Raw genomic sequence first — 14249 nt, 5'->3', positions numbered from 1 at the left:
GAGGCCATCATGCCCTGCTACCGGTGCGGGGCCCGGCAGACCGACCCGGTTCGCGGAGCGAGCCCGTGGCGGCGTGGAGTGCGCCGCGAGGCGCAGGTGCTCATCTGCCCCGACTGCCAGCGCTCCCACGACCTCGACCTCGACCTGTGCGAATCCTGCGGCTCCACGTCGCTCATCTGCCGGCTCGGCGAAGTCGAGTGCCGCTCCTGCGGTTCGGTACGGCTCGCGCGGACCAGCGAGCCGGCCGGTTCCGAGCCGATGGGTTCCGAGCCGCCTCCAGGCCTGGCCGACGAGGTCGAGGCGGCTCTCGCCAGAGTGCTCGGTCTTTCCCGACAATAGGGTGCGCTATCGTTCATAGCCGTTGACCTGCCTCCGCCTCTCAGGATGACCGCTATGAGTTCCTACGTTGTCGCGCTCGATGTCGGCGGCACGTCCATGAAGGGCGGCCTCGTCAGCGAGAACGGCCAGGTGCTGGTCACCGCCCGGCGCGCCACGCCGCGTGCCGAGGGGCCGGACGCCGTCGTCACCACCATCCGCGAGTTCATCGCCGACCTGGCCGCGCGTGGCGGTCCCGGGCTGGCCGGGGTCGGCCTGGCCGTACCGGGGCTCGTGACGGCCTCCAGCGCGCTCTACGCCGCCAACCTCGGCTGGCGCGACGTGCCCGCGCGGGCCTTCGTCGACATGGACGTCCCCGTCATGCTGGGCCACGACGTCCGCACCGGCGGGCTCGCCGAGAGCGTCCTCGGCGCCGGCCGCGGCGTGTCCGACTTCCTGTTCCTGCCCATCGGCACCGGCATCGCCGGCGCCATGATCCTGTCCGGCCAGCCGTACGGCGGAGCGGTCGGCTGGGGCGGCGAGATCGGCCACATCCCCGTCTTCCCCGACGGCGAGCCCTGCGCCTGCGGGCAGCTCGGCTGCCTGGAGACCTACGCCTCCGCCGCCTCCGTCGGACGGCGCTACAGCGAGCGCTCCGGCATACCCGGGGTCAAGGCCGAGGAAGTCGTCGCCTCCGACGACCCGGTGGCCATCGAGGTCTGGGACGAGGCCGTCGAAGCCCTGTCCCTCGCGCTGGCCACGTACACGCTCTTGCTCGACCCGTCCGTGATCGTCCTGGGCGGCGGGCTGGCCGAGGCCGGTCCCGCCCTGTTCGACCCGGTACGCACCCGGCTGGTCAAGCGCCTCGCCTTCCGCGACGCGCCCCCGCTGGTGCCTGCGGCCCTGGGGGTCAACGCGGGCATGCTCGGCGCGGCCCTGCTGGGCTGGACCGCGGCCGGGCGCCCTTCGGTGGGGCGGGAATGGACAATGGATGTGCGATCGGCGCCCGCGGTGTCGTAAGGTGTAGTGCCGATCAGGGGCGGTTAGCTCAGCGGTAGAGCACTCGCCTTACAAGCGAGGGGTCACTGGTTCGATACCAGTACCGCCCACCTGCGAAAAGGCCCCGTCTCCGACTGCGGAAACGGGGCCTGAGTGACTAAGTGAGTGACTAACTCCCAAAGATCTTGTCCATCGCCGCAGCTCCTTGCATGATCACCGGCCGGATCTGGTGTCGATAGACCGTCTCGGTCACCACCGTGTTGGAGTGGCCGACCAGGCGTGAGATGTCCTCGATCGGGACGCCGGAGTCCGACAGCACCGACACGAAGCTGTGCCGCAGCTCGCGCGGAGACCACTCCCGTCCGGTGAGTCCCGCCGCCTCGACCACCTTGCGGAAGTCGCGTCGTACGTTGTGCGCGGTGACCGGCGTTCCCGTCCTCGTGCAGAAGACGAGGTCTGTGTCCTGCCATCGCTCGCCAGCCTTCTTTCGTGCGGTCTGCTGTACGGCCCAGAGCAGGCTAAGCGCCTCCACACAGCGGCGGGGGAGCTTGAGCGAGCGCCGGGACTTCACGGTCTTCGTGTCGCCCTTCTGCCGGACGGAGCGCCACACGTAGATCGCGAACTCCGCGTGGTCCCATCCCGCTTCTGCCACTGGTAACCACGCCTGGCGCTCTGCGTTGTATGCGACGACGTGAGACCAGAGCAGTGCGCGCAGTTCCTCGGTACGCGCGCCGATCAGCAGCGACAGGATGATGTACGCCCTGATGCGCTCGCCGCTGGTCTCCGCCTCCGCCAGGACGGCCAGAGCTTGAGCGAGGGTGAGCGCCTTGGAAGGTCGGCCCGCGCGACCGTCCGGGATGTCGCAGAGATCGACCACGTTCCGCTTCACCATGTCGCGCCGCATGGCGCTCTTGACGGAGCGGTTGAGGATGCCGTGGATCAGCTTGAGCGACCGGGTGCCCAACTCGTCGGTCTTGCTCGCCAGCCAGCGATCGACGTCCTCCACGGACAAGTCACGGAGCTTGCGTGCACCGAGCGCTGGGAACACGTGCTTGTCGGCGTACGTGTGGTACATGGTGACCGTGGCCGGGGATCTGCCGCTCAAGCCGTGCTCCAGCCAGTAGCGGACCGCGTTGGCCACCGTGTAGTTGGCCGGTGCGATGGCCAGGCCGTCTTCGTAGTCACGGATGATGTCCTTGAGCTTGGCCTTGGCTTCGGTCTTGGTCTTGCCGCTGGCCTTCTTGACGATGCGTTTTCCGGCCGGGGTGTAGCCGACCGTCACTGAGGCGATCCAGCGCTGGCGTTGCTCGTCCCAGTGCAGGCCGCCGTCTCCTCTGCCGCGTCGCGTGGTCATGATGCTCGTGCCTCCTGTTCGAGCAGGGCGATGTAGTCGTCGATGGCCGAGGCGGGGATGAGCCGGGTACGGCCCTGGGTGACCGAGCGCAGGCGGCCCGATCGGATGAGTTCGTAGATCACGCTGCGGCTCAGGCTGAGCAGTCGCATGGCGTCGCAGACGCGGTAGAGACGCCGCGAGTGCATCAGGATGGGCGCGGTCATCGCTCCTCCCGCTCTGCGGCGATCTTGCGGGCGGTCTGGACGCGCTGGCGGATGTGTTCGGCGATGATCGCTTCGCCGGGGGTGTAGCCGATTCCGGCGAAGCGCCAGTGGCCGAGGACGAGGGTGGTGGTGTCGTCGAGGACGGGCAGGCCGTGTTGCTGGCGGGATTGTTCGGCTCGGTGACGGGTGCGTGCGCCTCGAAGGTCGCCGAGGTTGAGGGAGTAGGCGCGGCTCTTGCTGGAGAAGTGGCCGCGAAAGCCGAGCATGTGCGCCCACGGCCGCAGCCGCAGCGCCTTGTATTCGGGGCGGGCACCAAGGTCCCAGCAGGTTCGGATCATGGTGCGGGCGTGGTCGCTGACCGGGAGCGCGTCCAGGTGCAGGCCGGGTTTGAGGCCGGAGCCCTGGCATGACGCGCAGGTGGCCATCAGGCTCATCCGGCCCCGTCCACGGCAGGCCGAGCAGGACAAGCGGTGATCGATGGTGCCGGAGGCTTCGGCACCCTTGGTGGCGTACTTGGCGATGTAGCCCGCCACCGCCCGTTCGGACGGCCCCTCCAAGCTCGGGGCGAGCAGGATGGGGCGGATGTCGAGCTGGTCACCCCACGCGAGGGTCCACCGGCCCAGGTCGCTGGCGGGGGAGAGGAGTTCGACAGCACTGGCAGCGATGGGGACGGCTCGTGCAAGCAGGTGGTGATCAGCCCAGTCCGGGGGCTGCTGGTCTGGGCCGTCCGGGCCGTCGAGGCGGATGATGGCGTGGAAGTGGACCAGGCCGCGCCGCTGGTACTCGGCGACCTTGGCGAAGGAGACGCGTATCAGCTTGGCGAGGGCGCGGCGGCTCATGCCTGCCTGGTCGGCCAGGGTTTGGCGGAGGGCCAGGGTGAAACGGTGCCAGAGCGCGCCCGCGTGGGCCTGCCACAGCACCGCCCCTCGGTAGTCGTAGCAGCCGGGGCAGATCGGCTGACCGAGGCGGTCGTCGCCGGAGTGGTGGCGAGTGTGGCAGCCGATCGGCCGCCCGTGCTCGCACACGATGCCGGGCTTGCGAGGACGGCAGGCGCGGCCGTCGCGATGGGAGTGGACGGGCCCGAACGAGGGGGCGGTCAGGGTGACGAACGCCCGGGGGTGAGCGCTCACGGTCTCGGGGACGCCTTTGCCGCCGGACAGGCCCGCGCGGATGAGGTGGAAGGTGTCGGCCTGGTAGACCTCCGAGCAGGCCGGGCAGACGGAGGCGCGGCGGTTGCCGCAGGCTTTGAGCAGGTGCCCGCCGGGTTCGTCGGCGGTCTGGTAGTCGTGCAGTATCTCGCCGGTGTCGGCATCGACGATGGCCGAACCGCCGGTCAGGTGGACGGGCCGGGCGCAGCCGCCGGTCGCGGCGACCATGCGCTGCCATCGGGCGTATGCGGGGTCGTTGATCAGGCGTGCTAAGTCGGACATCCAGTCGGGTTGTGGGGCTGTCATGGCGCATCACCGTCCTCTCGTCTAGGCCGCTCCAGTGCTTCAGCATGTAGTACAAGTTGCGTCATGCTTTGATGGTACGTCACCCTGTAGTACAAGTGGAGAGACGAGTGAAAGGAAAGTGCATGGAATTCGACGACATTCCCGACGAGCCCCTCGGGCAGATCGATGACTCGATCTGGCGCGTGATCGCCTCGGCCCTGCGCGCCGACATCCTCGACGGCCACTACACCCCGGGCAGCCCGCTGCCCAGCGAGACCCAGCTCGCCAGCCGCTACAGCGTCTCCCGCCCCACCGTCCGCCAGGCCCTCAAGACCCTGGTCCTCGAAGGACTGGTCACCATCGTGCGCGGACGCGGCACCTTCGTCCGCACCATCCCCGACCGGTTCCTGATCCTGCTCGGTGCCGAGCCCCGCCCTGACCTGGTGGACCTGCGCTTCAACGAGATCAACCAGTCCTGGGGGTGGCTCCGCCTGCCCATCCCCGGCGAGGACGACGGCCAAGGCGGCGAGATCTACGGCCGCTCCCTCACCATCCCCGCCAACCGCGAGATCGCCGCGATGCTCGGCACCCGCCTCGGCCACAAGGTCGTGCACCGGCTCAACCTGTGGATGCACGTCAAGAAGCGCTTCATCGAGGTCAACTCCTACACCAACGCCGATGTCATCCCCCCACCTGTGAAGAGGAACGGCCGCGTCCAGCCCAGGCATGAACCGTTCTACGAGCTGATCCAGGCCGACCGGGGCCCGATCGAGTGGTTCACCACCGTCACCGCCCGCATGCCGTACGAGACCGAACGCCTGCGCCTGCGTCTGGAAGTCGGAGCGCCCATCCTGCTGATCCGTCGCATCATGCTCAGCCGCGACGGCCAGCCGCTGGAGGCCACCGAGATCAAAGCCGCCGCCGAAGAGTTCGAGACCACCACCATCAGCGAAGCCGCCGTCGACCACACCCACAGCCAGCCCGCGACCGACGAGCAGACCGGATGGCCGGAGATGAGCCCGGACGGCCCGATCGTGCTCGCGCTGTAGGTGGCTCAGAGTTTCTTTACTGGGTCAAGGGCTCGCTCCGCTCGCCACGCCGCCGCCCGCTCCGGGCGGCCTGCGCGCCGGGCGTGCGGCCTTGGGGGCCGGTCCCGGCGCGCACCGCCCCCGCTCCTGGCGGCGTGACGACCAACAAGCACAGACCACGCATAGTTCTCCGTCCAGGCAGTGAGTTGATGGTCGTTCCGCCGCCGGCCCCCACCGCTACGCGGCCCCTACGGGGTGCTTCGCATGCGCGCCGGCCGCTCCACTCCGAAGACGCATCTATCACGGGCTGAGGTCCGTACCCCGCCCCCGACACCGCATTGTTCGTGTCCCTCGGTCGGCGTCAACTCCGTCTCTGCGCCATGGGTGAAGGCCACGTGGAAGCCGCACCACAACGGCATCCGAAGACGGAGTGGACACCTCGGTCGGGCCACACAATCTGGCAGCTATCGGGGGCGGGGGGAAGAGTGGCCGTGGGAAGAACCGACCCGACGCTCACCAGGTCTCCGCCAGATGAACACAGACCGGGCAGGCTCGTGCGACTGTGGATGAGAACGGCATCGACCAGCCGCACACCGGCAGCGGGGACGCTGGCTCTCCGCACAGGCCGACTGTCGCGTCAGGCGGTACGGCATGCTGCACCAGGTGCAGCCCTACGCCGGACACCCCGAGTCGGTAGACGTCGGTAGGGTCGGCCGCTCCCGGTTGCGTGCCGTACACGAGCAAGTCATCCCAGTGAACCGGCCACCGTCGGATGCCACCCGGCAGGCGGTCGGCCGCGTCGTCCAGTTCGAGCAGGGCAAGAGTGCCGCTGCGCAGGACCATGACGACGGTGCCGCGCTGCCCCACCAGCCACGCGCCGGAAGCGCGGGTGCGGGCAGGGCTGTGCAGCAAGTACACGATCTTGGCCCGCGCGCCTGGCGTGTACCAAGGCGGTGTCACCTCGGCGCCTTGCTCGCTGTCCCCATGTCTTCAGATACGGCCGACAACGGCCCTGTCCGCCGAAGATCGGCGTAGCGGAAGGCGATCCGCCGAGCGGCGCGTGACGGGTCGGTCGCAGGGTGGCAGGCGTAGACGGCACGCTTGCGACGCTCGTCCCATCCCGACCGCCACCAGAACCACTCGCCGTCGCACCACACCACCAGCCCGACCCAGACGGAGACGAGCGCCATGCCGTACCCGTCGTGCGTGTCCGCCGGTATGTCGTGCTCTCGCAGCAGTGCGCCGCGCAGTATGTCTGCCGATAGCACTGCTTGTGACTCCTTGCCGTTCCTGGGCACGGCAGTAATCTGGTTCTGCATCGTTGACGCCCCAAAGCTCTCGATGCGTTCTGGACCCCCGTTGTGGGCGGTGTTCCAGCACCGTGCTCCCATGGCGGGGGTCCTACTTAGTCCCCCACTTTAGGGGGGCTAAAGTCGAGAGTAGAACCTGGCCTTAGCCCTCGCAATAGGGGGGCTAAAACCGGCTCTCGTCAGTCGCTGAGGAGGCATTGCCCGGATGGATCTGAAGACGCTGAGGGAAGTCGCCCAGATGAGCGACCCCGTGGAACGAGCCCGCATCCTCAGTCGGCTCATGACCGAGGAACAGGGTTTGGTCACCGAGGCGGCGAAGATGCGACGCCAGGCGATCGCCGAGGCACGCGAGTCCGGCATGAGTTTGGAAGAGATCGCCGGGCGCTTGGGCGTGTCTCCCGGCCGCATCTCGCAGATGAGGAGAGGGCCAGCGGCCCGCGCACCAGAAGGGCCAGCGTCTCCGGCCCCCAGGGTGCTGGTCCAGCGAGCGTTGCCGACCGAGCCAGCCGTACGAGGCTCGAAGTCGCTCTTCCTCGCAGAGGCCGAGCGGCAGGGGCTCAAGGCCGACCGGCGGATGCTGTACGTCGGGCTGGAGCCCGCCAGTGATCATGTAGCGGCTTGCCTCCGTACCGAACCGGGCGCGGAGATCGTTGCGAGACGAAAGATGATGTTGGCCAACGACGTGCCGGTGAGAATCGCGACCAGCTACTTTCGCGCCGACCTGTTCGGCGATACCAGGCTGGCTGAGCCCGAGTTTGTGCAGCCGTCGTTGCAGTCAGCCTTGACCGCACTCGGCTACACGTTCGGCCACGCGGAGGAGAACCTGACCGCCAGGCCGCCGACACCCTTCGAGCGGGAGACGTTGGAGCTTGAGCCCAGCGAGTGGATCGTCCAGGTCCTCCGGGCGAGCTACTCCACCGAGGGCACGCCCATCCACGTCCTGGAGACAATCTGCGCCGCCAACCGGCACATCTTCCCGATCGGACAGGTCTCCGGATACGACGAATTCTGAGTGACTAACTGGGTGACAATCGCCTTGGACGACCATGGACGATAGAGGATCACCCTGGACCGTAACCGCAGGTGAGCGCAGGAATCCGAGGTGATCCAGCGCTCGCCCAGGCTGCCTTACAAGCGAGGGGTCACTGGTTCGAACCCAGTACCGCCCACCTGCATCAGAAACCCCGTGGCGATCACCCTTCGGGGCTGTCGGGTCATTCGCCCGCGCAAGCGGGTTTCGCCGTCATCGGCGAGATTGGCCTGATCAGTCGTCGCCCAACTGGCCAACTCCTGGGCATCAGGCCTGTCTTGTCCGGCTGGGCGAACCGGCGTGCAAGGACATCAGCATCCCCTATTCCGAGAGTCTCCGGTAGGTTGTTGACCGTCCTTGGCCCCCCAGTTGCTCGACGAGTCCTCTCGATCTCAGTTCGCGGAGTGCCTTGCGGATGTTGGGTGCGGACAGGTTCAGTTCCTGCTTGAGGTCAGCGACACTGCGTGTCCCGGCCGCCAGGGCGTCGTAGACGCGTAGCTCCGTCTCGTTCAGGTCGGAGCCCGGGCGGATGACGGGAACTGCCTGCTGCCGTAGGACGACAGTGAATCGGATGGCGGCGTCGATGTAATGCGCAGGTGGGAGCTCGGCCTCTGCCAGGGCGTTGGCCACGATCGGAATGCCGGTTGCCAGCGCCTCGATCACTCGCGCGCCTGTTTCTGGCGTGCGAGCGTGTTGGCAGATCGCAACGAGTCGCGCATTGCGTGCGGAGGTGACGGCATCCCGGCCGAGCCGATCGACCGTGATGCCGTACAGACCGCCCGGGTTGGAGACGATCAACCGGTCACGGCGGAGCCGAACCTCTACGGCCATGCCAGCCGACCAATGATCGAGGTCGCGATGGATAAGAGCGTTCGCGATGATCTCGCGGAAGGCGATGTATGGATATGCGGGCTGATCACGAACGGTCCCGTCCGGAGCCGACACGACGCTGGTGTCAAAGGTTCGCCGCGCCCAGCGCAGGGCGTCTTCCAGCATCCGCGGAATGGCCCCAGTGATCGTCGTCTGATTCCGAGCTCGCGATCCTGCGGGATCGGTCGGCAATGGCTCCGCCGTAGCCTGGATGACGAAGCGCGGAAACCACTCCTGCGGATGGACCCCCAAAGCCAACAGACCTGCAACGGTCGGAGTGCCGTCGGGCAGAGTCACTCCAGCACGCCGGAGCAACTCGACATCGTCAGGGAAACGGCCGAGGCCGTGGGGATCCCGTTCGCGCACCGAACGTAGGAATGCTGTGACAAGGTCGCCGTCCAGGTCCTCGCGGGTGGCTCCTGTCACGGGTTGCCGGTCGAAGAGCGGTGGCTTACGGGCGGCAAGGAATGCCTGCTCTTCCAAATCCGACAGTGGGAAGTCCCCGTCATACCCCCGCATGTATGCCGTGCCCGACGCCGTGATCCGACACGGCTTGGCTGACGGATCGCATTCATGCACTCTGGCGACGATGATCGGCGCCCCATCCACTTCTGCGTCGCTGATCGTGAGCTGAACAGGCGGCGAGAACGACCTCGCCTTGTGAGCGAGGCCCTGCTTGAGAGCTTGCGGATCTGACAGCTGGACCGGACGAAAGCCGGTGGCCTCGTCGAGCCCGAGGATGATCGTCCCGCCGCCTGGATGGTTTGCGAGCGCGCTCAGAGTTGAGGCGAGCGACTGCGGCAGCCCTCCTGCCGCCGACTTGACCTCGACATCGTCGTAGTCGCCCCCGGTCGTGCGGAGACGTGCGACCAACTCGTGCACGTGCTGGCTCATAGGTAAATGTAACCATGGACTGGTTACATTTACTCGGGTTCTGGTTATATTTCATTCTGTTCCGATCCGGCGCCCCAGACCCGTAGCCGCCCAGAGAGTCCGGCATTCCGGAGCCGACCGTCCAAGCATCGCGCGGCCTGACGAGTTCCCGATCGACGTGATGCCGAGGCGCTCCATCCGGCGCCGCCGACGTCACCATCCTCCTGATCGAGCGCCCTTGTCAGTCCTCTCAAAGCCGCCGCCACCGCCCGTTCGCCGGGGGACGGCCCATCTGGAACACGGCCACGTCGTCCCGCAGAGTGCCTATCTGAGTGACAACGGCCAGAGGCGAGCGTGGACAGCCGAGGATTTGGGCGGAACGTTTGCCGAGGCGAGAACCCGCGTCACCCAAGATCCCGGCTTCTCCTGGCATGCCTTACAAGCGAGGGGTCACTGGTTCGAACCCCAGTACCGCCCACCAGCACAAAGAAGCCCGGTAGCGATCTTGCTACCGGGCTTCGTGCCATTAGCGTGCCATTACCCGACGCGGGCAAGCACTCCTGGAGATCCGTCATCGTCAGCCGAGTGGCCCGACGCTTGTCCGCCCACCCGGGCATCCGGAGTGAGGATGGTCTCGGACGGCAACAGCTCGTGCCGCCACGCTCAAGGCCAGGGAGCCAAGGTCGTTCGTCCAGTGAGGCGCTCCACCTTGACCCTTGCCTTTGATCCGCTGCATTGCATGTGGGACGAGGTAGACGGGAAGATCGGGGGCCGCTTCGGTGGTCCGCCACATCGAGGCGCACCGCGACCACATCCGCGGCCAGGCGTACGCCGACATGTCTGCGTACGCGGAGCACGGGCCGCCGCCCTGCGCGCCTCGGGCGGGCTCGACGACCCGATCGCCTGGTCGTTGACGCAGCGCTGCACATGCAGGGCGGCGTCATTCACACAGCCCCTCACGTCGTTGCCGCGGTCGCCTGGGAGGTGCTGGCGGTGGTGCTGGCGTTCGGCGACCAACCGGACGAGTCAGGACAATTCCGGACGGAGGGCGCTCGTGGCTGAGTGGAGGTGGCACTCGCGCGCCGCCTGCCGCGGCGAGGACCTATAGCTGTTCTTATCTGTTCTTCGGCGCGGCAGGGGAGCAACCGTCAGAGCGGGACGCCCGCGAGCGTGAGGGGAAGGCTGTGTGCCGCTGGTGCCCGGTCCGCCGCGACTGCCTCGAATACGCCCTGCACACCCCTGAGAAGGACGGTCTGTGGGGTGGCCTCAACGAGGACGAGCGCGCCTCAGGGCGGCACCGGCGGTAGCGGAGAGCGCACAGGGAGACGGTTGCCCGCCCTGAGATCGATACCCTCGCTGCATGTTCGCAGCCAGACTCGGAATCCTCAGCCCGTGGAATCAATCATCTAGGCGGCCTCACTACGCGCAATCCGTTCGCTGGCTCTCTTGAGCGGGAGAAATTCATCGCGGAGATGACCCGCATGCGGTGAGATCGTCGACCTGTCCCGCACCCTGCACACCACCTGGTGGTCTCGGGCATACACCAATCCGCCCTCGGCCGCGAGCTCTATGGGCGGCTGGTCGGCCGCGTGCGTGGCGCCGCCATATCGGAGAAGACCAATGACCGGATGTCGAGGAACTCGCTGGTCCCGCGCTACTGCCTACCCATCTCCTCGAGACACAACGAGGAAAGCCCATCGGGCGCTGGGTGGCCAAGCGCAACGCCCGTGCCTGGCTCGCCGAGCAAGCATCAGCAGACACCCGTCCTGCGCTAGAGGAAGACGCGGTAGCAACCTGAGGGTTGCTCTGCGGCGATCGATAGCGGCACTGGGGACACACGGGACGGTGGGACGCTTACACGCGGCGGCCTCGTCGGGACTGAATAGTGCCGTCTGACGTCCACTGGATCATGGAAGTCTCCCCCGCTATTGTCGAACCCATGTTCCCTTCAGTGGTGATCCGGGAGGCCCGTGTGTCCTTTTCGCGACGGTTAGCCAGTAGCGCACCACACAGACCAAAGCTCGCGCTCATCACCCGGCGCCTCGCAGCGCTATGCGGCGCCCTCACGCTGATGGCCGGCGTAGTCGTCGCCCAAGCATCCCCAGTCATGGCCGCCGACTCCCTCACCCCCCTAGGTGACGTCACTGGCGCAGGCGACATCGCCGCCGGCGGCGGCAAAGTCTTCGTAGCCGCAAGCGATCGAATCGTTGTCGCCAACACCAGCGGCACACCCACCGGAGCGATCACGGGTCTCGACGAAGCGGCAGCCCTCGCCATCACGCCCGACGGCAATCGCCTCTATGCGGCGCTGAGCGGCTCACGTGAGGTCGTTGAGATCAACACTGAAACCCTCGGCATCACCCGCCGGATTGACTTGTCGGCCTACCCATGCCCAGCCAGCCTGGCTCTGAATGGCGCCCAGCTGTGGGTGGGATTCGGGTGCCCCTCTCAATGGGGCAGTGGGTTCCTCGGCCTCGACCTGTCAGCGACCGCACCGCAGCCCACGCCGTTTGACATCTCATCCAATGGTGCTCCACTGCTCGCCGCCGCAGGCGACAAACTGGTGGCCGGCGTGACCGGTCTGGGCCCGTCCGACCTGTACGTGTACGACGTGAACGACGGCACCCCCACCCTGCACGGCACCATCAACGGGCATGAACACGATGGCCAGGGCTTCCTCGGTGACCTCGTCATCACTTCAGATGGGGCTACGTTCATCACGTCCTTCGGTGGTACGGACCCGTTCCTCGCTTGGGACACAACGACCCTGACCAAGGTTCGTGCGTACGGTGACCCCGAGACATTCCCCGGCTACGCGGTAAGCCTGGCGCTGTCGCCTGAAGGAACACATCTCGCTGGCACGATCAAACCATCCGGTCGTGTAACCGTCACCCTGTACGATCCGGCCACAGGACAAGAGGGGCCCACATACCCCAGCACAACAGGAGATGCGATCCAGGGAAGTCTCACCTTCTCCGGCAACGACCTGTTCAGCGTGATGCGTGATGCCCGCACCGGCAAACTGCTGCTCTGGCGTGTACACAAAGCAACGCTTCCAGCGTCCACGCTGACCCTGGCGGGCCCGTCGAGCGTAACACTGGGAGATCCGATCACCCTGACCGGACAGCTCGTACTTTCCGGCGACGCCAGCTCTGGAGCGCAGACGCTTTCGGTCTCCCGCAGGTCAAGAACCAAACCCACAGTAACGCTTCCCAACGTCACAACCGCCGCCGACGGGACGTTCACCTTCTCCGACACCCCACCCGACGCTGGAGACATCACCTACCAGGTGTCATGGGATGGCGGCACAATAGGGCGAGGCAGCACGGCGTATAGGACCATCGGAGTGCGCACCCTACCCAACATCGGCAACTGACCCGAACCTACTGGGCGGACCCGCGAGGTCCACCCAGTCTGGCGGTGAAGACACTGCGGTACCAATCCCGGAGTGTGAGCGTGCAACGCCTGCGGTGTCGGAAGATATGAGACAGCCACTCCTGCCCGCCGACATACGTAAGGCTCTCAAACTGACAGCGGCTTCCCGCGCCCATGGGAAGCCGCCCCGCCGCCCACAGCAACCTCGCAAGATCCATGCGCCTCACCGGTCGCCGTACAGCGTACGCCCTTTCCGGGGCCTGCATGTCCGTGATCGATCTCGACAAGTTGTGCGCCGGCGCCTGCAAATGGTGACGTGTGGGAGGAGCATGATCGTCATGCCATGAGCGTGTTGCACGCGTAGCCGACCAGGCAGGTGTTCGGTCCTGAAGCAGTGAGCGTGGTGGCGGAGAGGGGCGGAGTGGCGATGGTCAGAGCGGCGGCCGCCAGTGAGGCCATTGTGAAAGTGACATATTTCGTGATCTTCTTCTGGGAGTTCGCCGGCCGGTGATCGGTGGTCCGCGCCGATGCGGCTCAGCAGTGCTTACTCGGCGACATGTGCTCGACCAGGTCGAACAGGTCGGGGTCGAACCGGTCGTCGGCGAGCCAGCGGTACGTCCGGAATCCCACGGACAGGTTCTTGACGAAACCGCAGCTCGCCGAGCACGGCGCGGTCCTCATCCGGCAACCGTGCCCACATCGACCAGGCGTCGGCGCCGTCCAGGCTGACCACCTTGGCGACGAGCCGCGCGGTGCCGTTCGAGCCTTTGATCGAAGATCGCGGTTGGGCCTAGTCGGCGACTGCGGCGAGGATCCGGCCGAAGACGGGGGTGAACTTGGCCGCCGTGGACGTGTCGGCATTGACCCAGTAGACGTTGATCGCCCGGTCTCCGGCGCCGGCGAGTCCTTCCACGACCGAGCCGTTCCTGTCGCAGATCAGCGCCCCGGACGAGTCCCGAACGCTGCCGCCGTTCTCGGTGCAGGTGTCGGTGAAGCTCTTCCTGACGGTGGCGGAGTCCGCGCCCTCCACCAGGTCGACCCGCATCGTCAGCGGATCGGAGCCTTCCTGCGGGGCGTCGGCCGATGTGAAGAGGCAGACCGTCGCCTTGATCGACTCTGCTGTCTCCAGCGGGTACGCGTTGCGCCTCTCCTTCAGTTCCCACCGCAAGGAGGTGGCCTCGGTGAGGGCCTCGGGCGTGAGCGGGCACCCGTCCGCCGCCGGTTGCGGCCGGTCGGCGGCCGCTTCGCCCACCGCGTCGGTGGACGGCGACCCGCAAGCGGCGAGCAGGGCCGCGGACAGGGCGACGACGGCAACGAACGACTTGGCCATCACCTGGTCGCCGTTCTCGGTGAAAGCGCCGGCATGGTCAATGAGGCGGATCGTGCCATGTGGATTTCCCTTCTCGGTCTGCGGAAGGGCGGGGGAACGGATCGCGAGCATGCCTTCGGCGATGCGACG

At 67.0% G+C, this 14249-nt stretch carries 14 protein-coding genes and 1 tRNA gene; 7 read left to right on the top strand and 8 right to left on the bottom strand.

The annotated features are described in order from the left end of the window. Nucleotides 1-9 precede the first annotated feature (9 nt). The 3 genes from ACWENQ_RS14000 to ACWENQ_RS13990 all read left to right on the top strand — a co-directional run bounded on the left by ACWENQ_RS14000 (nucleotide 10) and on the right by ACWENQ_RS13990 (nucleotide 1424). Complete coding sequence (locus ACWENQ_RS14000) at nucleotides 10-339, top strand: hypothetical protein (protein ID WP_452414401.1); 330 nt, start codon at nucleotides 10-12, stop codon at nucleotides 337-339. A 54-nt stretch (nucleotides 340-393) separates the two neighbouring features. Next, nucleotides 394-1335 (top strand): ROK family protein, encoded by a 942-nt coding sequence (locus ACWENQ_RS13995; RefSeq protein WP_452414399.1) that lies wholly within the window; start codon nucleotides 394-396, stop codon nucleotides 1333-1335. 17 nt (nucleotides 1336-1352) lie between these two features. Next, nucleotides 1353-1424: transfer RNA gene (locus ACWENQ_RS13990), tRNA-Val, on the top strand. A 59-nt stretch (nucleotides 1425-1483) separates the two neighbouring features. On the opposite strand, the gene ACWENQ_RS13985 is transcribed toward ACWENQ_RS13990, so the two are convergent. The 3 genes from ACWENQ_RS13985 to ACWENQ_RS13975 are packed head-to-tail and all read right to left on the bottom strand — an operon-like array spanning nucleotide 1484 to nucleotide 4301. After that, nucleotides 1484-2668, bottom strand: coding sequence for a site-specific integrase (locus tag ACWENQ_RS13985; protein ID WP_452414397.1), 1185 nt, complete (start codon nucleotides 2666-2668; stop codon nucleotides 1484-1486). Further along, nucleotides 2665-2871: a helix-turn-helix domain-containing protein gene (locus ACWENQ_RS13980; RefSeq protein ID WP_449927985.1), complete on the bottom strand. Its 207-nt coding sequence runs from the start codon at nucleotides 2869-2871 to the stop codon at nucleotides 2665-2667. The genes ACWENQ_RS13985 and ACWENQ_RS13980 overlap by 4 nt, the downstream gene beginning before the upstream one ends. Continuing rightward, the gene (locus ACWENQ_RS13975; RefSeq protein WP_452414395.1) at nucleotides 2868-4301 is read right to left on the bottom strand and encodes a replication initiator; all 1434 of its coding nucleotides are present in this window, start codon (nucleotides 4299-4301) and stop codon (nucleotides 2868-2870) included. The genes ACWENQ_RS13980 and ACWENQ_RS13975 overlap by 4 nt, the downstream gene beginning before the upstream one ends. 146 nt (nucleotides 4302-4447) lie before the next feature. Between ACWENQ_RS13975 and ACWENQ_RS13970 the strand changes: the two genes are divergently transcribed. After that, the gene (locus tag ACWENQ_RS13970) at nucleotides 4448-5353 is read left to right on the top strand and encodes a GntR family transcriptional regulator (protein ID WP_449927989.1); all 906 of its coding nucleotides are present in this window, start codon (nucleotides 4448-4450) and stop codon (nucleotides 5351-5353) included. A 492-nt stretch (nucleotides 5354-5845) separates the two neighbouring features. Here ACWENQ_RS13970 and ACWENQ_RS13965 read toward each other — a convergent pair whose 3' ends face one another. Next, complete coding sequence (locus ACWENQ_RS13965) at nucleotides 5846-6292, bottom strand: hypothetical protein (protein WP_449927991.1); 447 nt, start codon at nucleotides 6290-6292, stop codon at nucleotides 5846-5848. After that, nucleotides 6289-6600, bottom strand: coding sequence for a hypothetical protein (locus tag ACWENQ_RS13960; RefSeq protein ID WP_449927993.1), 312 nt, complete (start codon nucleotides 6598-6600; stop codon nucleotides 6289-6291). Before ACWENQ_RS13960 ends, ACWENQ_RS13965 begins: the two co-directional genes overlap by 4 nt. A 247-nt stretch (nucleotides 6601-6847) precedes the next feature. Between ACWENQ_RS13960 and ACWENQ_RS13955 the strand changes: the two genes are divergently transcribed. Then, on the top strand, nucleotides 6848-7654 hold the full coding sequence (locus ACWENQ_RS13955; protein ID WP_449927995.1) for a UTRA domain-containing protein: 807 nt from the start codon (nucleotides 6848-6850) through the stop codon (nucleotides 7652-7654). Between the two features lie 339 nt (nucleotides 7655-7993). Here ACWENQ_RS13955 and ACWENQ_RS13950 read toward each other — a convergent pair whose 3' ends face one another. Beyond that, nucleotides 7994-9436, bottom strand: coding sequence for an ATP-binding protein (locus ACWENQ_RS13950; RefSeq protein WP_449927997.1), 1443 nt, complete (start codon nucleotides 9434-9436; stop codon nucleotides 7994-7996). A gap of 956 nt (nucleotides 9437-10392) precedes the next feature. On the opposite strand from ACWENQ_RS13950, the gene ACWENQ_RS13945 reads away from it, so the two are divergent. Continuing rightward, nucleotides 10393-10722, top strand: coding sequence for a WhiB family transcriptional regulator (locus ACWENQ_RS13945; protein ID WP_452414529.1), 330 nt, complete (start codon nucleotides 10393-10395; stop codon nucleotides 10720-10722). A gap of 800 nt (nucleotides 10723-11522) precedes the next feature. Further along, nucleotides 11523-12791, top strand: coding sequence for a hypothetical protein (locus ACWENQ_RS13940; protein ID WP_452414394.1), 1269 nt, complete (start codon nucleotides 11523-11525; stop codon nucleotides 12789-12791). A 533-nt stretch (nucleotides 12792-13324) separates the two neighbouring features. On the opposite strand, the gene ACWENQ_RS13935 is transcribed toward ACWENQ_RS13940, so the two are convergent. Together ACWENQ_RS13935 and ACWENQ_RS13930 are read right to left on the bottom strand one after the other, a co-directional pair. Continuing rightward, the gene (locus ACWENQ_RS13935; RefSeq protein WP_452414392.1) at nucleotides 13325-13471 is read right to left on the bottom strand and encodes a hypothetical protein; all 147 of its coding nucleotides are present in this window, start codon (nucleotides 13469-13471) and stop codon (nucleotides 13325-13327) included. Nucleotides 13472-13580: 109 nt separating this feature from the next. Then, nucleotides 13581-14231: a hypothetical protein gene (locus ACWENQ_RS13930; RefSeq protein WP_452414390.1), complete on the bottom strand. Its 651-nt coding sequence runs from the start codon at nucleotides 14229-14231 to the stop codon at nucleotides 13581-13583. Between the last annotated feature and the right edge of the window lie 18 nt (nucleotides 14232-14249).

The sequence above is a fragment of the Nonomuraea sp. NPDC004354 genome (genome assembly GCF_053602555.1).
This window is presented reverse-complemented; position numbering and strand designations above follow the sequence as displayed.